Source organism: Shewanella sp. ISTPL2, from assembly GCF_013283205.1.
Lineage (GTDB): Bacteria > Pseudomonadota > Gammaproteobacteria > Enterobacterales > Shewanellaceae > Shewanella > Shewanella oncorhynchi.
Map to the genome: position 1 here is coordinate 179,213 of NZ_JAAPAV010000001.1, position 20,355 is coordinate 199,567.

General features: G+C 47.8%; 15 protein-coding genes. 9 read left to right on the forward strand and 6 right to left on the reverse strand.

Annotation, left to right across the window (positions count from 1 at the left end; genetic code table 11):
* Positions 1-52: 52 nt before the first annotated feature.
* Positions 53-931, reverse strand: a complete 879-nt coding sequence (gene prpB / locus HUB64_RS00825; protein ID WP_006084450.1) for a methylisocitrate lyase — start codon at positions 929-931, stop codon at positions 53-55.
* A 52-nt stretch (positions 932-983) separates the two neighbouring features.
* Positions 984-1,751, reverse strand: coding sequence for a GntR family transcriptional regulator (locus HUB64_RS00830; protein WP_173496163.1), 768 nt, complete (start codon positions 1,749-1,751; stop codon positions 984-986).
* 300 nt (positions 1,752-2,051) lie between these two features.
* Here HUB64_RS00830 and HUB64_RS00835 point away from each other — a divergent pair, with 300 nt between their 5' ends.
* Positions 2,052-2,546, forward strand: coding sequence for a DUF523 domain-containing protein (locus HUB64_RS00835; protein WP_173496164.1), 495 nt, complete (start codon positions 2,052-2,054; stop codon positions 2,544-2,546).
* A gap of 7 nt (positions 2,547-2,553) precedes the next feature.
* Here HUB64_RS00835 and HUB64_RS00840 read toward each other — a convergent pair whose 3' ends face one another.
* The 3 genes from HUB64_RS00840 to HUB64_RS00850 all read right to left on the reverse strand — a co-directional run bounded on the left by HUB64_RS00840 (position 2,554) and on the right by HUB64_RS00850 (position 6,047).
* Complete coding sequence (locus tag HUB64_RS00840) at positions 2,554-3,498, reverse strand: acyltransferase (RefSeq protein ID WP_173496165.1); 945 nt, start codon at positions 3,496-3,498, stop codon at positions 2,554-2,556.
* Between the two features lie 13 nt (positions 3,499-3,511).
* Positions 3,512-4,408 (reverse strand): acyltransferase, encoded by an 897-nt coding sequence (locus tag HUB64_RS00845; RefSeq protein WP_105250476.1) that lies wholly within the window; start codon positions 4,406-4,408, stop codon positions 3,512-3,514.
* Positions 4,409-4,520: 112 nt separating this feature from the next.
* A complete protein-coding gene (locus HUB64_RS00850; protein ID WP_173496166.1) occupies positions 4,521-6,047 on the reverse strand; it encodes a YifB family Mg chelatase-like AAA ATPase in 1,527 nt (508 codons plus the stop codon).
* Positions 6,048-6,264: 217 nt separating this feature from the next.
* Here HUB64_RS00850 and HUB64_RS00855 point away from each other — a divergent pair, with 217 nt between their 5' ends.
* The 4 genes from HUB64_RS00855 to HUB64_RS00870 all read left to right on the forward strand — a co-directional run bounded on the left by HUB64_RS00855 (position 6,265) and on the right by HUB64_RS00870 (position 13,036).
* The gene (locus HUB64_RS00855) at positions 6,265-7,413 is read left to right on the forward strand and encodes a DUF1963 domain-containing protein (protein WP_173496167.1); all 1,149 of its coding nucleotides are present in this window, start codon (positions 6,265-6,267) and stop codon (positions 7,411-7,413) included.
* Between the two features lie 692 nt (positions 7,414-8,105).
* A complete protein-coding gene (locus HUB64_RS00860; RefSeq protein ID WP_173496168.1) occupies positions 8,106-9,137 on the forward strand; it encodes an ABC transporter substrate-binding protein in 1,032 nt (343 codons plus the stop codon).
* A gap of 42 nt (positions 9,138-9,179) precedes the next feature.
* Positions 9,180-10,964, forward strand: coding sequence for a GGDEF domain-containing protein (locus HUB64_RS00865; protein ID WP_105253010.1), 1,785 nt, complete (start codon positions 9,180-9,182; stop codon positions 10,962-10,964).
* A 755-nt stretch (positions 10,965-11,719) separates the two neighbouring features.
* The gene (locus tag HUB64_RS00870; protein ID WP_105250472.1) at positions 11,720-13,036 is read left to right on the forward strand and encodes a hemolysin family protein; all 1,317 of its coding nucleotides are present in this window, start codon (positions 11,720-11,722) and stop codon (positions 13,034-13,036) included.
* Positions 13,037-13,229: 193 nt separating this feature from the next.
* Here the strand turns inward: HUB64_RS00870 and ilvY are convergent, their stop codons facing one another.
* On the reverse strand, positions 13,230-14,102 hold the full coding sequence (gene ilvY, locus HUB64_RS00875; RefSeq protein ID WP_105250471.1) for an HTH-type transcriptional activator IlvY: 873 nt from the start codon (positions 14,100-14,102) through the stop codon (positions 13,230-13,232).
* A 231-nt stretch (positions 14,103-14,333) separates the two neighbouring features.
* Here ilvY and ilvC point away from each other — a divergent pair, with 231 nt between their 5' ends.
* The 4 genes from ilvC (at position 14,334) to ilvD (ending at position 20,343) form a co-directional block, all read left to right on the forward strand.
* Positions 14,334-15,812, forward strand: a complete 1,479-nt coding sequence (gene ilvC, locus HUB64_RS00880) for a ketol-acid reductoisomerase (RefSeq protein WP_173496169.1) — start codon at positions 14,334-14,336, stop codon at positions 15,810-15,812.
* 674 nt (positions 15,813-16,486) lie between these two features.
* Positions 16,487-18,160 carry an acetolactate synthase 2 catalytic subunit gene (gene ilvG, locus HUB64_RS00885; protein WP_173496170.1) on the forward strand — a complete coding sequence of 558 codons (1,674 nt, stop codon included), beginning with the start codon at positions 16,487-16,489 and terminating at the stop codon, positions 18,158-18,160.
* Positions 18,157-18,414 (forward strand): acetolactate synthase 2 small subunit, encoded by a 258-nt coding sequence (gene ilvM / locus HUB64_RS00890; protein ID WP_173248005.1) that lies wholly within the window; start codon positions 18,157-18,159, stop codon positions 18,412-18,414. Before ilvG ends, ilvM begins: the two co-directional genes overlap by 4 nt.
* Positions 18,415-18,471: 57 nt before the next feature.
* Complete coding sequence (gene ilvD, locus HUB64_RS00895) at positions 18,472-20,343, forward strand: dihydroxy-acid dehydratase (RefSeq protein WP_173496171.1); 1,872 nt, start codon at positions 18,472-18,474, stop codon at positions 20,341-20,343.
* Positions 20,344-20,355 lie beyond the last annotated feature (12 nt).

Consider the following 20,355-nt stretch of genomic DNA (forward strand, 5'->3'; position numbering starts at 1 on the left):
TTAACGCTAAATCTGTTTTAACGCCAAACCCTGTAGGGTTGCAGCTTTTCGGTTATTTATCTTGGCTGAACAGTTGATCTAACTTGTCTTCAAAGGCGTGGTAGCCCAAGTATTTATACAAGTCTTTACGGGTCTGCATAGTGTCTAGTACGTTGCGTTGATGACCATCATTCATCAGCGCTTGCATGACGTTCAGTGCGGCTTGGTTGGCTGCACGGAAAGTACCGAGTGGATAAAGCACCATGTCGGCACCCGCCTCGGCGAGTTCTTCTTTATTGAACAATTGGGTTTGACCAAATTCAGTCATGTTCGCCAAAATCGGTGCTTTTACCTGTGCTTTAAAATGGCGATATTGGTCTAGCTCAGTTAAGGCTTCGGCGAAGATCATGTCGGCGCCGGCGGCGATATACGCTTGAGCACGTTCAATACCCGCTTCTAAACCTTCCACGGCGACCGCATCGGTACGCGCCATGATCACAAAGTTAGGATCGGTACGGGCATCGACGGCCGCTTTAATGCGATCGACCATTTCTTCAATGCTCACGACTGCTTTGTTGGGTCTATGGCCGCAACGCTTTTGCGACACTTGGTCTTCCATGTGCACAGCGGCGACGCCGATTTTTTCGAATTCTTTGATGGTACGAGCAATGTTGAATGCGCCGCCCCAGCCAGTATCGATATCGACCAATAAAGGCACCTGCGTGGCGGAGGTGATGCGACCTGCATCAATCAGCACGTCGTTCATTGAGGTCATGCCTAAATCTGGCAAACCGTAGGAAGCATTGGCAACGCCAGCGCCCGAAAGATACAAGGCTTGGAAGCCAGTTTGCTCTGCCATTAAGGCAAAATAGGCATTGGTGGTACCAACGATTTGTAACGGTTTGGCCTTAGCAAGAGCTTGGCGAAAACGTAATCCTGCGCTTTGAGTCATGGTTTTATCCTTTTCCATTTTATGGGAAGTGGGCATATTGAGCCGTAAGAACTTAGCTAATGTTGGCTAAGGTTTCTTTTGCGGCTGCATTGGCTTGCAATTCAATTAAGCGTAATTCGGTATTTTTACGCCCCTGTTCGATATGGCGGCGCATCAGCAAACTGGCCAACTCACCATCGCGCTGGGCAATGGCTTCGACTATGCGTCTGTGTTCGGCAATCGCTTTCACGGGGCGATTTTTATTAGTGCACTGGTAGCGATACATACGTAGCAAGTGATACAGACCACCGACTAAGGTTTCCTGCAGATGCTTGTTACCGCTGGCTTGAATAATTTGGTAGTGGAAGTCGACATCGCCTTCCTCTTGGAAGTAAGTATCGCCCTTGGCGAGCGCCGCTTCTTGCGTTGCGAGCAGATCTTCTAGCTTGGCTAATTGTTCTGGGGTAATACGGCTGGCGGCGAGTTCGCAGGCCATGCCTTCAAGTACGCTACGTAGTTGATATAAATCGTTAAGTTCAATCACCGTCAGTTGGGCGACGCGGGCACCAACATGGGGCGCACGCACCACTAAACGTTGTCTTTCTAAGGTTTGCAGTGCTTCGCGGGTAGGGCCGCGGCTGATGCCGTATTTTTCGGCCAGTGCTTGCTCGTTAATCTTGCTGCCTGCAGGCAGTTCGCCCTTGATGATGCTGGTTTGGATCTGCACCAAAATTTGATCGGCTAATGTGGTCGACGTCTTATCTGCCGAGGTCGATTTGACCTTGTGCAGGTGGGGAACTTGAGTGTCATCAGAAACGAACGTCGTGTCTTGCTTCAACATAGAACGCATCACTATTAATAGGATTGTCGACAATGGGTAAAAAATAGCCCTCCCTTGGCAGATTGTCAACAATGTGTTTACTTAGACGTAAGTCTATATTTCAATGAATTTCTGTTTTTATTGTTGATTTTTATCATTTTATTTTTATTATCTCGTTATTAATATTTTATGTTATGAATATTTAAATATTAAATTGTCAACAATGGAGTGGTTTTAACCTTCCAACCTTGTTGCGGATGTTGATGGTTTTGGGGAAAATCATCCAAATGCATTTGGCATGTTTATCCTTCACGTTATGCTATGGGCGGAATGAGACATTTGGGGATGACAGTGGAAAAAGTGTTAGTGAGTAGTTGTTTACTCGGACAAGCGGTGCGCTACGACGGTGGCCATAACTTGATGGAGAGCGAGCTGGTGCAAACGTGGCTCGAGCAAGGGCGGATTGTGGCGATTTGTCCCGAATGTGCAGGCGGTTTGCCAACACCTAGACCGCCAGCGGAGCGGATTGGACAGCGCATCTTAACTGCCCAAGGTGAGGATGTGACCCACGCTTTTAGTCTGGGAGCTGATCTCGCGCTTAAGCTGGCGCTGCAACACGGGATTAAAGTGGCGATTTTAAAAGCCCGTAGTCCATCCTGTGGTAATAGGCAGATTTACGATGGTCAATTTGTAAAACAGTTAATTGCGGGACAAGGATTAACAGCTGAAAAACTCAGTGCCGCAGGAATAACCGTATTCAATGAATTGGAGTTATCCGCTGCAGCGGCATGCGTTGCTGAACTAGAGCAAAGCTAGAGGCGAGCTAGCTTGCTTGAGTGTGATTTGGGCTGGTGGCCTTATTATTCACACTTTGATGTGTTTGGAGTAAAGCATGAATTTGTTGATCTTTTTCCGCCCACACTTGGTTTAACCAGCGTTGGAATTCGACGCGGTACTCAGACTCAGAGAAATAACGCGCCGCATCTACCTGAGGTACGGGCAGGGCGTTAATTCGCACAATAATCTTACTGACCTTACCATTCATTACCCCAAACAGAATATCTTCAGGCGCATCTGGGTAGACGATTGTCATATCCAGCAGGTTAGTAAATTGTTCGCCCATGGCTGATAAGGTAAAGGCGATACCACCCGCTTTAGGACGTAACAAATGTTGATAAGGCGAGTTTTGGCGCTGATGTTTATCTTGGGTAAAACGGCTGCCTTCAACATAGTTAATGATTGACGTGGGCATATTGCTAAACTTGGCACAGGCGCGGCGTGTGGTCGCTAAATCTTTGCCCTTAAGCTTTGGATTCTTTTTAAGTTTTGCTGGGCTGGTTCTATTCATAAATGGCATATCCAGCGCCCAACATCCTAGGCCCATGATGGGCACATAGATGAGTTCTTTTTTGAGGAAGAACTTCAGCATAGGGATGTGGTTACGTAACACGTAAGTTTGCGCGGCGATATCGAATCCACTGAGGTGGTTGCTGATCAGCAAATACCAGCTGTTTTTATCGAGTCCTTCGAGCCCTTTGACATCCCACTCAATTTTAGCGATCAAATACAAGATGCCACCGTTGCAGCAGGCCCAAGCCCACATAAAACGGTTCATGACCGTAGTCACCGCATTGCGCGCATTTTGTGCTGGCATCACAAGTTTCACTAATCCGCCAATGCTGATAAGCGAGCCCCAAACGGCGGTATTAATGATCAGCAAGCTTAAGCTCAGAATAAACAATACTGAACCAGGCAGGAAATTCAACATAGTGGCGTTACCTTTATTCTTTATTCGCTTGGCTAGCGAGTTGGCTTAACACTTGATCCTTAGTGAGCCAGAGTTGATTCAGTTGTTCTTGGAAGCCAATTTTAAAATCGCGGTCATTCATATAATCGCCGCGCATTGCAGGATCAATATCGGAGACCTTGATGTGTACTTTAACGCTTGGCAACTTACCTGTCAGGTAGTCCCAATAGCTCGGTACTGCGTCTGGGTAGTAAATGGAGACATCGACTAGCTTGTGGATCTGTTCACCCATGGCTGATAGCGCGAAGGCCATTCCGCCCGCTTTAGGTTTTAGCAAATGTTGGAACTGTGAGTTTTGTTTTTGATGCTTAGCCTTGCTGAAGCGCGTGCCTTCGACAAAGTTCATCACACTCACAGGCTTAGCCTTAAACTTAGCACAGGCTTTACGTGTAATTTCAATGTCTTTGCCCTTTAACTTAGGGTTCTTACGCAACTGTGCTGTGCTATAACGACGCATAAAAGGAAAATCGAGTGCCCACCAAGCTAGGCCTAATACGGGCACAAAAATCAGCTCTTGCTTGAGGAAAAACTTTAAGAAAGGGATTTTTCGGTTAAAAATCCGCTGCAGGATCAGGATATCGACCCAAGACTGGTGGTTGGCAATCACCATGTACCACTCTTTAGTGGAAAAGTCGGTGTCACCACTCAGTTCAATCTTAACGGGATGTAAGCAGCGTTCAATTACGCCATTAACACTGATCCAAGCGCTGGCACAAAAATCGAGCACATGACTAGTCGCAGTCCTTAATGGACTGATAGGTATCAGTTTTATAAAACTGATTAACACGATTGGGATAGTCCAAAAGACGGTATTTATAACGTAACCTAAAAATGCAATACAGCCTTTTATCTGTGAAAACAGCATTCCCATCCGAGCCCCCTGACAAAAATTGGAGGCCTATGTTACTCGGTGTAGGCGTTTGGCTCAATCTTAGGCACTGCTGGTCGGTGCATTTGTTCATCTTCACTGTAAAGCGGCTGATTCAATATTGCTGGGATAGTCGTGCTAGCAACCTATCCATAGCACGATAACCCAGTGCTTGGGCAAGATGGCGGCGTTCGGTGTTAGGTGCTTGTTCAAGATCGGCGATAGTGCGGGCGACTCTTTGTATACGATGAAAACTGCGAACCGAAAGGCCAAGCTTGACCACGCTTTGCTCCAAAAACACTAAATCAGCATCACTGAGCCCGCTGAAGCGTTTCAATTGTTTCCCTGTAAGTTCGCTATTGAGCACACCAGCACGGGCAAGTTGTAGCTCACGCGCTAGCTTCACTCGTTTGGCGATATCTTGGCTGGTTTCTGTCTGCGGCGCGGCTTGAGTCAAGGTGCCCGCGGGAAGTTTGGGCACTTCTATGGTCAAGTCGAAACGATCGAGAAACGGACCTGAAAGCCGCGAAAGGTAACGTTGGATTTGTTCAGGGCTGGATCTATGATGGCTATCCAAGTCGCCACTAGGGCTAGGATTCATCGCTGCGATTAATTGAAATCGACTCAAAAATGTCAGCTTAGCGGCGGCGCGGGAAATCACCACTTCGCCGGTTTCCATCGGTTCGCGCAGGCAATCTAAGACTTTACGCGGAAATTCAGCCACTTCATCCAAGAATAATACACCGCGATGGGCGAGGGAGATCTCCCCAGGTTTTGGGATACTGCCACCGCCCACGAGGGAGATCGAAGAACTCGTGTGGTGCGGTGCCCTAAATGGTCGCTGTAAAAAATGCTGCGGTTTAATGTCGAGTCCTGCAACGGAATGAATTGCCGCCACTTCTAACGCTTCCTCATAATTGAGCGCGGGCAATAGCGCCATCATGCGGCTGGCAAGCATGGTCTTGCCAGTACCCGGCGGGCCTAGCATCAAGAGGTTGTGGTTACCCGCAGCGGCAATTTCGAGTGCTTGCTTGGCCTGATATTGGCCAATCACATCGCTCAGGCAAGTATGGGACTCGGGTATCTCTTGGCTTACCCATTCTAACTGTGGCGCCAGTGTTGGCAGTTGGTTTTGCCCTTGTAAATACGCGGCTAGACTTTGCAGATGCGAACCAAATAACACATTGGGATAGCCGACTAGCTCTGCATCGTGGCGGTTATCTAGCGGTAAGACCAAGGTATGGTCTTGGCGCTTCGCCGCGATAATCGCGGGCAATAACCCTTGGCAGTAACGTATGTGCCCTGACAGTGCCAGCTCGCCGACAAACTCGATATTTTTTAAACTGTTAATGGGAATCTGTTCCGAAGCGGCCAATATGCCCACGGCGATGGGTAAGTCGTAGCGGCCACCTTGTTTAGGTAAATCAGCTGGCGCGAGATTGACGGTTATCCGCCGCATCGGAAACTCGAATCCCGCATTGATCAAGGCACTGCGTACTCGCTCACGGGCTTCTTTTACCGAAGCTTCGGGTAAGCCTACAAGATTAAATGCTGGTAAGCCGTTGCTGAGATGTACTTCAACTGTGACTTGTGGAGCTTCGACCCCACAACTGGCTCGGGTATTGACACAGGCTATCGCCATAAACAAATCCTTTTGTTGTTCATTTCGCGCAGAATTTGAGTGTAGCAGTAATTAATGGGAGGGGTTTCCTATCGCCTAGGTCGTTGCCCTTCTCATTAGCAAGCCGTTGACTCCGGCTTTGCTAATCGTGTGATAGGTTTGGCAATTTACCTTATTTGAAGATGGCAACTAGTTGATAGAAATGATAAAAAGCAAACATTGGAGTCGTGAGGTAAATATGGATATGTTGTTAGCAGAAAATTCCCCCATTCGTCAGCAGCTGCTCGAGCAAAAGCTGGTGCAGTTTAAAGACCCGCATCTTGCCCATACGTTATCTACGTTTATTCGCAGTAGTGTCGATCTCTATCCCAGTGCAATCGAAGACTATGCCCAGTTAGGTAACAGCCGACTGGGTGGATTGCCTGATTTGCCTGTTGGCATGGATTATCCGGTGACTTTGGTCGGAAGGGAGGAGATGTTGGATGGCTATGTTGAGAGCTTTGGCCATACCCGCGAGTTTATTAATGAGCATTGGCGGCAGGACTGGCAGGACGATTGGGAGACAGATGAGGCGCATCTTTGGGACTGGGACGAGGCGGCGCAAGCCTTCCGTGTGCCCATGCAATTTATCGCACAGCTCAACTGCAGCGACCTGAAGGCGTTTCAATCTTATTTGCCTCGAGAAGGGCGATTGTTGTTCTTTTTGGAGCGCTGGCGATTCTCGGAAATGCTTCGCGGCCATGTCTATTATGTCGCTGAGGATCAGCAACTGAACTCTGGAAAAGCGATTGCCGAACCTAAGTTCGACGATGCGGTATGTGCAAACTATGAGTATGAAGAGGCTTATCAACTTCAGGGAATTGCCAGCATTAAGATGATAGCCCCTGACATGATTAATAGTGACAACCCGCATTTAGTAAAGTTAGCCAAGGCACGTTTACAAGCGCTACCAGAACCGCAACAAGCTATGGTGCTGGAGGCCCTAGCGGTTGTGGATGATGAATTGGCACCAGAGTGGCAAGATCAGCTCAAGGGCTATGAGCTGATACAATTGAATAAGCAGGGGTTAATCCCCGGTCAGATTCTCACTCAACCGCAATGGGCTGCATTGCCCGGGTGGCGGTCATCCAACTTGCAGGCATTGCTCGTTCCCGAGCAGCCGCTGCCGTATTACAATGGTATCGCCAGCATTAATGGCCATGGTGATAGCCGCTATAAAGCACCCGAACTCCGCGCCGCAGCTGAATTAGGCGGCAATGCCGAAGATTATCTGGTGCTGCTCAAAGTTGTCTATAGTGAGCACTCTATGCGGTTGAATTTTATTATCCATCAAGCGGATTTAGCATTAGGCAAATTCGATCGCATTTACTGCATTTATGATTATTAGTTCATTGAAAGGTTGGCTACAGCCAACCTTTTTGTTTGGCGATGCGGGCTACACAGCACTTGGAGTATATCGAGACGATTGAAGATGTATGTTGCGACCGATTAAAAGGAGAGTCGCAAGCACAATTTAGTGCCTTTGAATGAATATGAGTTATAAAGGATTGATTCTGGGAGAAATGATTACCACTGAACAGATTGAGTGCTTGATAGTTATATTTAATCATTTCAATCAGTTAATAGAGGTTGGTTAACCTATGCCATTATATGAGGGCATCGATGAGTAGTCTCATTTGGTTTACCCTCCACTGAAAATCATGGTTCCCCTCCCACGACCTTGATTCAACTTGACCGCTAGGCTGCATTAACGTCTGAGTTCTAACTTGTATTCCTTTTAAGTCCCCGTCATTTTCTCCGTGGTTAGGTCGCAAGACTGACCATAAGGCCGCCACTTACATCCCCATAAACATTCTGCTACTGAGCCGCTCGATCTCCCTATACCGATGGGGTGTCGGAATAAATAGTCAGCATATAAAGTATACTTTGTATCATTTTGTGGTTTAATCGAAACATCTGCTGCCGATTTTAGCAACATTTTGGGCGGCGATGCGGTAACAAGGTTGTGAATCGATAATAATAAAGTGACCTCTTGTGAAGGATGACATTTGAGGGAACATGGTCGAGGAGAACTCGCCTATGCGTTCGTGGATGTTAGCGTGTATGTTTATCTGTACTGCGGGTTTTGGTGGGGCAGCATGGGCAAAACTCGATGTGGTTTTCTTTAATCCTGGGGCTGTCGATGACAGTTTTTGGGGAGATGTCGACCAATTGATGTTGGCGGCATCGACGACACTCGATATTAAACTCGATATCATTCATTCCGATCGCAATCACTTCAAGATGATCACTCAACTCGATGAGTTGTTAGCTTCTGCAAAAGCGTTACCTAATTACGTTATTCTGGTTAATGAAAAACAATCCGCGATAAAAATGCTGCAGGCGCTTTATCCTCACCCTGTCTATGTGCAATTGATTTTAAATGATATTTCCCCTGGTGAGCGTGATGCCTTGCTGCAAGATCCCCATTGGCAAGAATATCTGTTACCCGCCATTATTCCCGATAATTACGCTATTGGTTCGGCGACCGCTAAGGCCTTAATGGATGACTTAGAGGGAAAGGCGGCTAAAGTTCTGTTGATTTCGGGCGATAAATCGACGCCTGCTTCAGTGCTACGTACCCAAGGCGCCAGTGACTATTTCTTTATGCAGTCCAATGCCACTCTGACTCAAACGGTTTATGGCCAATGGAGTGAGGCTGTGGCTTATGGGCAAGCGTTAACCCTGCTGAATCGTTATCCTGATCTGAATGTGATTTGGACCGCCAGTGATCGTATGGCGATTGGGGTGCTTAAGGCATTGAAGGAAAAAGGTTTGGTGTCTGGTAAAGATGTATTTGTCGGTACGATCAATACTTCACCTGAGATTTTACAGCTTTGTCGCCAGCACTCTGTGAGTGTTATTGGTGGCGGGCATTTTTTGGTTGGTGCTTTAGGTTTAGTTGAATTGCAATATTATCAGCAGCATAAAAAATATCTCCCCTATGACAATGTTGCCTTGTTCGGTGTTTTGCAACCAGATTCGGCATTTTATCAAATGTTAGTTGCTCGAGATTGGCCACAGATTTTCCAGTCTCAGATTTTGAATAAGTTGCCCCTCAAGGCGGAATAACAGGTGTACATGAAGCATCGTAATCATTCTATTAGCCACAAGATGACGCTGATTATTATTGGGGTGAGCTCGTTTTTTGCTGTGTTAACTATGTTGGTACAGTTGATTTGGAACTATCAGGATAGTATCGATAATGCGACTTCGGATATCCGCGAGTATTCAGAATCTATTTTGCCAAGCGTGGCTAAGTCACTGTGGGACGTCGACCGTAGCTTGTTATCGGATTTGCTCTCTGGACTGGGGATGATGCCATTAGTGTCGAGTGTACATTTAGACAGTATCGATGGCGTCACTATGCATCTGGGTAAACCTTTGTTAACCGATGATGAGTCGCAAACTCTATTTCACTATCCTGTGACCTATCAAGAGCAGTCGATAGCGACTTTGACCGTAGGGTTAGATACCAATCGGCTTTACTACGAGCTGTGGCGGCAGTTGATTTTTATCGTGCTCGGTAATGGGTTAAAGACCCTATTGATGATTTATTTGATTTTGACCTTAGTGCGACTCATGGTGACAGATAGATTGTCGGCACTGGAAGATTTCACTAATAAAATCAATCTTAACTCGTTAAAAAAGTTATCTGTGCCCGAGACGGTAACCGCAAGACCCGATGAAATAGCCCATGTGGCATTGTCACTTAAAGGTATGTATCAAAGGATACGTAATGATTTAGCCATCAATAAACGTCAGCAACGTGCACTGCAACAACAGCAGCATTTATTGTCTGACTTAGTCAAAGAACGAACTAAAGAATTAGATTGGCAGTCGCAGTCGAATCAATTGTTGGCTGAGATTTCGTTGCAATTTTTGAGCATAGATACCTGCAATGTGGATAAAACCTTAACTGAGGTATGCCACAAAATAGGTCAGTTATTTGATGTTGAAAGGGTGAGTCTTCTTGAATTCAATCAGCAGCATGCCTATTACCGCAGCTTTTGGACCAGTGACTTACACGCAAATAAGGTCCAAGTGATTTCGGTAGATAATATTGCTCAACTGGCTAAAAAATTCGAGACGGAATCGACCTTAGTGATTGAGGATCTTGAGGCGTTAAAGGCTTTTTCACCACAGGAATATGAGGTAATGAAATCCGTGGGGATATGTTCGATTGCCGCCTTTGCGATTAAAAATGCTGGGGAGTTATTGGGATTGCTCTCGCTGTCGACTGTGTCGCGGCCATTAAATTGGAACGCCCAGAAAAAGAATATGCTGACCCAATTCGCCTCCGCATTGAACGAGTTACTGCTACGCGAACAGAAAGAGCGTCAGATGATAGTGCTACAACAAGCGCTGGTTGCCGCGAATAGCCAATTAAAGGTGATGGCTGAAACCGATGAATTAACTGGCTTAGCTAATAGACGACCCTTTACTGAAAGATTAGCTACTGTGCTACAAGCTAACACTCCAGCGGGATTGTTAATGTTAGATATCGATTATTTCAAATCCTACAACGACACTTATGGTCATCTTGAAGGCGATACTGTGCTTAAACGGGTGGCTGATGCCTTAGCACAGTGCGATATCCTGCCGCATAATGCTCTATTGGCTCGCATTGGTGGTGAAGAGTTTGCTTTGGTCGTCGAGCAGGTCACGCCAGCACAGTTAACGGCTATTGCTACGCAACTGTGTTATCTCGTTGAGCAACTCAATATTCCCCATCAAGTATCTCCCTTGGCTGTGGTGACGATCAGTATTGGCAGCGTGTTTTTGCCATTAGATAAGATCTCGGGGTTTAAGATGGCCGACGTATTACGCCGCGCCGATGTTTGCCTCTATCGCGCTAAGGATAAGGGTCGCAATAGAGTCGAGGTTGAAGTGATTTAATGGGAGCCGGTTGAAGGTGATGTTACTCTTTCGCCAAGATATCCCAACGCGTTGCTGGATTGGCTACTGAGCTTCAAGAGTCTAGGCGCTATGCTGCAAAATTGGAGACATATTCGGTTTGCATCACTACGCCACAGACGCCCTCAATCATGCTAACTAATTGATAACATTTATATGAAACATAGCGGTAGATAAGTCGCTAAGATAAAAATTACTCAAGGTGAGGTAATATTAGGCGGCAGATGAGATATAATCTGTCGCCTATTGTCGATTTAGCAATGCACTCTGAGTGGCATCCATGCTGCCATTCTGGACGTATTTTACGTAACGCAACTAAGCAAAGCCACGACTGCATAGTCAATTCTGTTGGTTTAAATGTACGTTCTAGCAGCTCAATATCAAAGCCACCGCGCTCGGATGTCTAATGCCATCGAGTCGAGTAAAATAATTAAATGCTGTATATTCAGTCGTTTCGACATAAAAAATTACTTAAATGATGCAAGTGCATTAGCGCTATGCGTGGGCTGCGAGAGCGGAGTCACGCATAACTCGTGAATTTGCAGATATACTGAGTGCACCCTAAGGATTGTCATCTAAGAGTTCATTCATCTCAGGGGTGAAAGTGGTCAATACAATCTTGTTGTGCGGCGACCAGACAAAGCAAACTTTGCTCAAATACAATGAATTCAACTGACTCGCGAGCAATAAGGCGCGGGTTGGTCCTAGTTAGTCCAGTGTTAAATGAAAGGTGTTACATGAGTCTCTTTGATAACGTGATGATTATATTGTGTCTAATCGGCGCGAGTTGTTTTTTCTCTATGTCAGAAATTGCACTTGCCGCTTCACGTAAAATTCGTTTACGTCAGTTAGCCGATGAGGGCGATGCACGAGCAGAAAAAGTGCTGCAGTTACAAGCCGTTCCCGGTAGCTTTTTTACGGTAGTACAAATTGGTCTTAATGCCGTTGCCATCATGGGCGGTATTGTGGGTGAGTCGGCATTTCGGCCTTACTTCTATCAGTTGCTTTCCCCTTTAGTTGCCGAGCCTTGGCTGAGCCAATTGAGCTTTGTTTTATCCTTCATAACGGTAACCAGCGCCTTTATTTTAGTCGCCGATTTAATGCCAAAACGCATTGCCATGGCGATGCCTGAGCCTGTCGCTTTAGCTGTTGTCGGGCCTATGTCTTTCTGTATTGTGCTATTACGCCCATTAGTGTGGTTTTTCAACGGCATGGCGAGTGGTATCTTTAAACTGCTGCAGATCCCAACCGTGCGTAATGATGCAATCACCTCCGACGACATTTATGCCGTCATGAATGCGGGTGCCGAAGCTGGGGTGCTGGATCGCGGTGAGCAACAGATGATGGAAAATGTGTTTGAAATGCAAACCGTTTCTGTGACTTCGGCCATGACGGCCCGTGAAAGCTTAGTGTACTTTTTACTGCAAGACAGTGAAGAAGATATCAAGCGTAAAATTTCTGAAGATCCCCATACTAAGTTCCTCGTCTGCGATGGTCAGTTGGATATGATCAAAGGCTTCGTGGATGCGAAAGAATTGCTGATCCGTGTGATCAACGGTGAGAATATCATCTTAAAAGGCAGTAACTTAATCCATACTTCGCTGATCATTCCCGATACGCTGAGCCTGTCAGAAGCGATGGAATACTTTAAAAATAGTCGCGCCGATTTTGCCGTGGTAATGAACGAATACGCCTTAGTGGTGGGGATTGTGACTACTAACGATCTACAGCGCGCCGTAATGGGGGCTTGGTCATTGCACGAGAGCGAAGAGCAGATCATCGCCCGTGATAGCAACTCTTGGTTAGTCGACGGTGTGACGCCTATTACCGACGTAATGCGCGCCTTTGGTATTGAGGAGTTTCCGCATAATCAGAACTACGAAACCATTGCTGGTTTTATGATGTATATGCTGCGTAAAATCCCTAAGCGTACGGATTTCGTGAACTATGCGGGCTATAAATTTGAGGTGGTCGATATCGATTCGTACAAGGTCGATCAGCTATTGGTGACCCGTATCGATCCTATTGATAAGCTCAACTCGCCGGATGTGTAATCCTGTCATCTTGTGTTGATTGCCTTGCGATAGAAATCCTGTGGCAATAGTTCGTTAGCACCAATTTGATAGCAATTGTTCGATAGTGAAGCGGTTCTCTTTAGCTAAGTTTTTAGCTTTTTGAGAGCCGTTTCGGTTTTCTATCTCGTTGAAACTCTTCACTCGCACTTTTATTTTGTATTACTTTCCCCGTTTAAATCACATCCAAAAACGCATTAACGATGGGATCATCAAGTCGTTTCACTTTGCAGCAGCAACCTAACTCGAACGGTGGAATCGCAACCGGCGACGAGAGCAGCTGAATGCGATCCCGCACTGGGCTATTATTGATCACCACTTCGGGGCTCATGCTCACGCCACAACCTAACGCTACCATAGAGGCGATCGCTTCCTGTCCCGAGACTTGGGCGTAAATATTAGGGCTGATGCCCATTTGTTTGAACCAGTTATCGGCGCGGCGCCGTCCTGGGCCGTGATCTGGGATGATAAAGGGTACGCTCGACCAATCGATGGGCGTTTGGCTAACTTGTTGCTGTACTGCACAGCGGATCGTCGGTGCGATAATCGACAGCGGCACATCGTCGATTTTGGCAAAGTGTAAGCTGCTGGGGAAAGGATCGGGCAGGGCGGCGATGGCGATATCGGCGCGATTCTGCTGCACTTCTGCTAGCGCGTTGGCTGCATCTCCTGTGGTTAAGGCGATTTCGACGAAGGGATGCTCTTGGCGGAATAGATCCAATAAACCCGGTAAATGACTGTAGGCTGCAGTGACCGAGCAATACAGATTCAGCCGACCGCGCAGCACGTCTTGCTTGAGATCGATACTGTGCTTAAGTGTGCTCCAATGGTTCAAGGTCTGCTCGGCGAACCGCTTAAACTCGTGTCCCGCGTGGGTTAAGGTCACGCTGCGATTATCCCGCTCTAACAGCTTAGCGTTCACTTCTTCTTCTAATCTTTGCAGGGCTCGGCTTAAGGTCGATGGGCTCACATGCATCTGCTCCGCCGTCTTGGCGAAGTGCAAACTGTCACATAAGTGCAGGTACAATTTGAGGGTACGAATATCCATAACTTATCCTGTTTAGACTGAGCTTGAGTGCTGTATATTGCCGCCGATGTTGTTGCCAGTGTTACTGAGCGTTATTGCGGCTGACGTTGCGTATAATGCAATATGAAGTTCCGAATATATCATTTTAAGCAATGATAAGCATGGGTTATAGTGATTTCAATCACAACCAAGTCGTAACATTATGTTAGTTTGGTTGCGTCCAAAATTTCTGACTTATAGGTGGTATATCAGATGGCTAACTATTTTAACTCTCTGAATTTACGTCAACAATTAGCACAGCTTGGCCAATGTCGTTTCATGGATCGTTCTGAGTTTAGTGACGGCTGTAACTACATCAAAGATTGGAATATTGTTATTTTAGGTTGTGGTGCTCAAGGTCTTAACCAAGGCTTGAACATGCGTGATTCGGGTCTGAATATCTCTTTTGCCCTGCGTCCTGAAGCGATTGAACAGAAACGTGCCTCATGGCAAAAAGCAACCGATAACGGTTTCCGTGTCGGTACCTTTGAAGAATTAATCCCTGCGGCGGATCTGGTGCTTAACCTGACGCCGGACAAACAGCATTCAAACGTGGTTAACGCAGTTATGCCACTGATGAAGCAAGGCTCTACCTTGTCTTACTCACACGGCTTCAACATTGTTGAAGAGGGTATGCAAGTTCGTTCCGACATCACTGTGGTGATGGTTGCTCCTAAGTGCCCAGGTACTGAAGTGCGTGAAGAATACAAACGTGGTTTTGGTGTGCCTACCCTTATCGCAGTTCACCCAGAAAACGATCCAAACGGTGATGGCTTAGAGATTGCTAAAGCCTACGCTAGCGCAACGGGTGGAGACAGGGCCGGTGTTTTACTGTCGTCTTTCATCGCAGAAGTGAAGTCGGATCTGATGGGCGAGCAGACCATTCTGTGCGGTATGTTGCAGACGGGTGCCATCTTAGGTTACGAGAAAATGATCGCCGATGGCGTTGAGCCAGGCTACGCGGCCAAGCTTATCCAGCAAGGTTGGGAAACGGTCACTGAAGCGCTGAAACACGGCGGCATCACTAACATGATGGACCGTTTGTCTAATCCAGCCAAGATTAAAGCATTTGAAATTGCAGAAGATTTAAAAGAAATTCTGCAACCATTATTTGAAAAGCACATGGATGACATCATCAGCGGCGAATTCTCACGCACTATGATGGAAGACTGGGCAAACGATGATGCGAACTTACTGCGTTGGAGAGCCGAAACTGGCGAAACAGGTTTCGAAAATGCGCCCGTATCGAGCGAGCATATCGACGAACAAACCTATTTCGACAAAGGTATTTTCCTTGTCGCTATGATCAAAGCGGGTGTGGAACTGGCGTTCGATACCATGGTATCTGCAGGTATTGTGGAAGAGTCGGCCTATTACGAGTCACTGCACGAAACCCCACTTATCGCTAACACGATTGCCCGTAAGCGTTTGTACGAAATGAACGTAGTGATTTCAGACACAGCCGAATACGGTTGCTACCTGTTCAATCACGCCGCTGTACCTATGCTGCGCGACTATGTTAATGCCATGTCATCTGAGTATTTAGGTGCTGGCCTGAAAGACAGCACAACCGGTGTCGACAACCTAACGCTCATCGCTGTTAACGAAGCTATTCGTGAAACGGCAGTGGAATATGTTGGCGCTGAGCTTCGCGGTTACATGACTGATATGAAGAGCATTGTTGAGGCTTAAGTGATAGTTAGTTAAGCCCTGCATTGGGGGAGAGGGCTGAGACTCAAAGGACTTGGGTCTCAACTCAGTTCCCAAGCAAGCTCAAGATAGTGAAACGCGCATCTTGAGCTTGCTTAGTGATAAATCAGTTAGTGAGAAACAAATTTTTTCCTGTTCAGTGGGTTGTCGAGCGGGCAAAAACGACACAGTTAGTGAGTCTATCGTTCAGTAGGTGAATTGCGCCGACTGAGGCTCAACAGTTAACGTTTTACTTTGTTGTTTTGCATTGTCTCGGCAGGGAAGCTGAATTTTTTTTGACAAAAGATATTTTTTATTGTGTTTGGCCGTTGCTTTATGGTAAAGCTAATAGCTCGCGCTAGGGCAAAGCCCAAAGCGATACTAACTTTCATTCAATACCCAAATTTTAGAAACACCGATTAGGAATCCATATTGATGTTTAACCAAGCTGCCAAGCTCATTCTCGTGATTATTACCGTCGTGATTATTAAATCACAGCGGGGGCGGCGTATGGCGAACTGATAGACCTAAAAGGTTAAAAGTTTCGAAAGAACCCCCCGCTCCTAAAGGACCGGGGGGTTCTTCGTTTCAGGGCCTAGAGCAAGATTCTAAGTTTCGAAAGAGTAAAAAATAGCGTCGATTTTCGGCAATTCAGGACTAATGTAGCGAGAGAGAATATGGAACCAGGGCAGATGATCAGAGGTGCAGACGCGGTAATCAAAGTGTTAGCAGCACATGGAGTCACCACAGTGTTTGGTTACCCAGGTGGTGCCATTATGCCAATATACGATGCCCTCTATGGAAGCCCTGTTGAACATCTCTTAAGCCGTCACGAACAAGGCGCCGCCTTTGCCGCCGTAGGATACGCAAGAGCCAGCGGTAAAACCGGCGTGTGTTTTGCGACCTCAGGCCCAGGCGCGACTAACCTTATCACCTCACTTGCCGATGCGTTGTTAGATTCAGTGCCTATCGTGGCCATTACGGGTCAAGTCTCCACCGCCGTTATCGGCACAGATGCGTTTCAAGAAATCGATGTGCTGGGCATGTCACTGAGCTGCACTAAGCACAGTTTTATGGTGACAAACATCAACGATCTTATCCCAACCTTATATCAAGCCTTCGAAATCGCCGCATCCGGCCGCGCTGGCCCTGTGTTGGTCGATATCCCGAAGGATATCCAACTCGCTCACCTCGAATACCGTACACCTTTGCTGGCCGTCACCAACGAACCCCAAGCCGAGATGAGTGATATCGAGGCCGCCCGTGCGCTGTTGGCTGAGGCTAAACAGCCTATGTTGTATGTCGGCGGTGGTGTGGGCATGGCGGGCGCGGTCGATCAACTGCGTGAGTTTATCAATGTGACGGGCATACCTTCGGTCGCGACCTTGAAAGGGCTTGGCAGTATTGCCCACGGCACGCCCGGTTACTTAGGCATGTTAGGCATGCATGGTGGCAAAGCGGCTAACTTAGCGGTACAGGATTGTGATTTGCTGATCGTGGTGGGTGCCCGTTTCGATGACAGAGTCACCGGCCGTTTAGCGAGCTTTGCTGACAAGGCCAAAGTGATCCATTTAGACATAGACGCCGCTGAGCTGGGCAAGTTACGTATGCCAGAGGTGGCGATCGCCGGTGACTTACGTCAAATCCTCCCCGCCTTAGCCATGTCGATGAACATCACGCCTTGGCAGGCTGAGGCGGAGCATTTATCCCGTAAGCATCAATGGGATTATCAACACCCCGGCAGTTTGATCTATGCGCCTGCGCTGCTGCGCCGTTTAGCCAATAAATTACCCGAAGACAATGTTGTTTGTTGCGATGTGGGCCAGCACCAAATGTGGGTGGCCCAGCATATGTGGTTCCGCCGTCCAGAGGATCACCTGTCCAGCGCGGGCTTAGGCACTATGGGTTTTGGTTTGCCCGCCGCAATTGGTGCGCAAGTGGCCCGTCCCGATGCGACTGTGGTGACTGTCTCTGGCGATGGTTCTTTTATGATGAATGTGCAGGAGCTGACCACCATCAAGCGCCGTAAGCTGCCGGTGAAAATCGTGCTGGTTGATAACCAAAAGCTTGGCATGGTGAAGCAGTGGCAACAGCTATTTTTTGAAGAGCGCTACAGCGAAACGGATTTATCAGATAACCCTGATTTTGTCTTATTGGCCTCTGCTTTTGATATTCCCGGCCGGACGATTTTTTCTTCCGACGAAGTGGAAGAAGCCTTAACCGAAATGTTAGCGGCTAAGGGCCCGTATTTATTACACGTTGCAATCGACGATGCTTTTAACGTTTGGCCACTGGTGCCCCCCGGCGCATCAAACAGCGATATGATGGACGAAATGGAGAAACAAACATGATCCACTCTCTGGAATTAACGGTTCAACAACGCCCCGAAGTGCTTGAGCGTGTTTTGCGCGTGACTCGCCATCGCGGCTTTACGATTACCCAAATGCAGATGCGTATGAATGACGACGCTAGCCTGTCGCTGGATATAGAGGTCGATAGCGAACGTGCCATCGAACTGCTAAGTAATCAGCTGAATAAACTGATTGATGTGACCCAGTGTAAGGTATTGTTACCGCTGAGCTTGCAACAAACGGCGAATGCTTAAGCATTCGCCATGTGAATTAAGAATACGATTTTCGATTTGAGATAAAGGATACAGTCAATGCCAAAGTTACGATCAGCTACCAGTACCGAAGGCCGCAATATGGCGGGTGCCCGTGCGTTATGGCGCGCCACAGGGGTGAAAGACAATGATTTTGGTAAGCCAATTATCGCCATTGCTAACTCCTTTACTCAGTTTGTACCGGGCCATGTGCACTTAAAAGACATGGGCTCACTGGTGGCGAGCGCCATCGAAGAGGCGGGCGGTATCGCCAAAGAATTCAATACGATCGCCGTCGATGACGGTATCGCCATGGGCCACGGCGGCATGCTTTACAGTCTGCCATCGCGCGAGCTTATCGCCGACAGTGTGGAATACATGGTTAATGCCCACTGCGCCGATGCTCTAGTCTGTATCTCCAACTGCGACAAGATCACCCCCGGCATGTTGATGGCGGCGCTGCGCCTCAATATTCCCGTCGTGTTTGTGTCAGGCGGACCGATGGAAGCGGGCAAAACTAAGCTGTCAGATAAACTCATCAAGCTCGACTTAGTCGATGCCATGATAGCGGGCGCCGACTCGAACGTGAGCGATGAAGACAGTGCCAAAATCGAGCGTAGCGCATGCCCAACCTGTGGCTCTTGCTCTGGCATGTTTACCGCCAACTCAATGAACTGTTTAACCGAAGCACTAGGGTTATCGCTGCCGGGTAACGGTTCTATGCTGGCAACCCACGCGGATCGCCGCGAGCTGTTTTTGGAAGCGGGGCGCCGCGTGATGGCGCTGGCAAAACGTTATTATCATCAAGATGATGAATCGGCATTACCACGCAATATCGCCAACTTTAAAGCCTTCGAAAATGCCATGACCTTAGATATCGCCATGGGCGGTTCATCTAATACCGTATTGCATTTATTGGCCGCCGCGCAGGAAGCTGATGTTGACTTTACCATGGCGGATATTGACCGCATGTCGCGCCTGGTGCCGCACCTTTGTAAAGTTGCGCCATCAACGCCTAAATACCATATGGAAGACGTGCACCGTGCGGGCGGCGTGATGGGGATTTTAGGCGAGCTAGACAGAGCCGGATTGCTGCATACCGATGTGTTCCATGTGGCGGCCGATAATGACGGTACGCCAGGCGGGACGTTGAAATCGGTATTGGCTAAATACGATGTGATGCAGACGGAAGATGAAAAAGTAAAACACTTCTTTATGGCGGGGCCTGCGGGCATTCCGACCACTAAAGCCTTTAGCCAAGATTGTCGCTGGCCGTCACTGGATAACGACAGACAAGAAGGCTGTATCCGTAGCCGCGAGTTTGCCTTCAGCCAAGAGGGCGGTCTTGCCGTATTGTCGGGTAATGTGGCCGAAAACGGCTGTATCGTTAAAACCGCGGGCGTAGATGAATCTAATCTGACCTTCATCGGCTCGGCGCGCGTTTATGAAAGCCAAGATGATGCAGTGGCGGGCATTTTAGGCGGTGAAGTGGTGGCGGGCGACGTGGTTGTTATCCGTTACGAAGGCCCGAAAGGTGGCCCGGGTATGCAAGAAATGTTGTATCCAACCAGTTATTTAAAATCCCGCGGGCTAGGTAAGGTTTGTGCGCTGATCACCGATGGGCGTTTCTCCGGTGGCACTTCAGGTTTATCTATCGGCCACGTCTCACCCGAAGCTGCCGCTGGCGGCACAATCGCCTTGATTGAAAATGGCGATCGCATCGAAATTGATATACCCAAGCGCAGCATCAAGCTGGCGGTAAGCGATGCTGAACTCAATGCTCGCCGTGAAAAAATGCATAGTCTTGGCCCAATGGCGTGGAAACCAATTGGTCGCCAGCGTTATGTGTCACTCGCGCTTAAAGCCTACGCCATGCTCGCCACCAGTGCCGACAAGGGCGCGGTGCGCGATCGCAGTAAACTGGAGGACTAATTATGTTTACTG

Bases quoted from the DNA above. Each gene is read 5' to 3' on its own strand.
- prpB (WP_006084450.1), bottom strand. From the start codon at position 931: ATGACTCAAAGCGCAGGATTACGTTTTCGCCAAGCTCTTGCTAAGGCC.
- HUB64_RS00830 (WP_173496163.1), bottom strand. From the start codon at position 1,751: ATGTTGAAGCAAGACACGACGTTCGTTTCTGATGACACTCAAGTTCCC.
- HUB64_RS00835 (WP_173496164.1), top strand. From the start codon at position 2,052: ATGGGCGGAATGAGACATTTGGGGATGACAGTGGAAAAAGTGTTAGTG.
- HUB64_RS00840 (WP_173496165.1), bottom strand. From the start codon at position 3,498: ATGTTGAATTTCCTGCCTGGTTCAGTATTGTTTATTCTGAGCTTAAGC.
- HUB64_RS00845 (WP_105250476.1), bottom strand. From the start codon at position 4,408: ATGGGAATGCTGTTTTCACAGATAAAAGGCTGTATTGCATTTTTAGGT.
- HUB64_RS00850 (WP_173496166.1), bottom strand. From the start codon at position 6,047: ATGGCGATAGCCTGTGTCAATACCCGAGCCAGTTGTGGGGTCGAAGCT.
- HUB64_RS00855 (WP_173496167.1), top strand. From the start codon at position 6,265: ATGGATATGTTGTTAGCAGAAAATTCCCCCATTCGTCAGCAGCTGCTC.
- HUB64_RS00860 (WP_173496168.1), top strand. From the start codon at position 8,106: ATGCGTTCGTGGATGTTAGCGTGTATGTTTATCTGTACTGCGGGTTTT.
- HUB64_RS00865 (WP_105253010.1), top strand. From the start codon at position 9,180: ATGACGCTGATTATTATTGGGGTGAGCTCGTTTTTTGCTGTGTTAACT.
- HUB64_RS00870 (WP_105250472.1), top strand. From the start codon at position 11,720: ATGAGTCTCTTTGATAACGTGATGATTATATTGTGTCTAATCGGCGCG.
- ilvY (WP_105250471.1), bottom strand. From the start codon at position 14,102: ATGGATATTCGTACCCTCAAATTGTACCTGCACTTATGTGACAGTTTG.
- ilvC (WP_173496169.1), top strand. From the start codon at position 14,334: ATGGCTAACTATTTTAACTCTCTGAATTTACGTCAACAATTAGCACAG.
- ilvG (WP_173496170.1), top strand. From the start codon at position 16,487: ATGGAACCAGGGCAGATGATCAGAGGTGCAGACGCGGTAATCAAAGTG.
- ilvM (WP_173248005.1), top strand. From the start codon at position 18,157: ATGATCCACTCTCTGGAATTAACGGTTCAACAACGCCCCGAAGTGCTT.
- ilvD (WP_173496171.1), top strand. From the start codon at position 18,472: ATGCCAAAGTTACGATCAGCTACCAGTACCGAAGGCCGCAATATGGCG.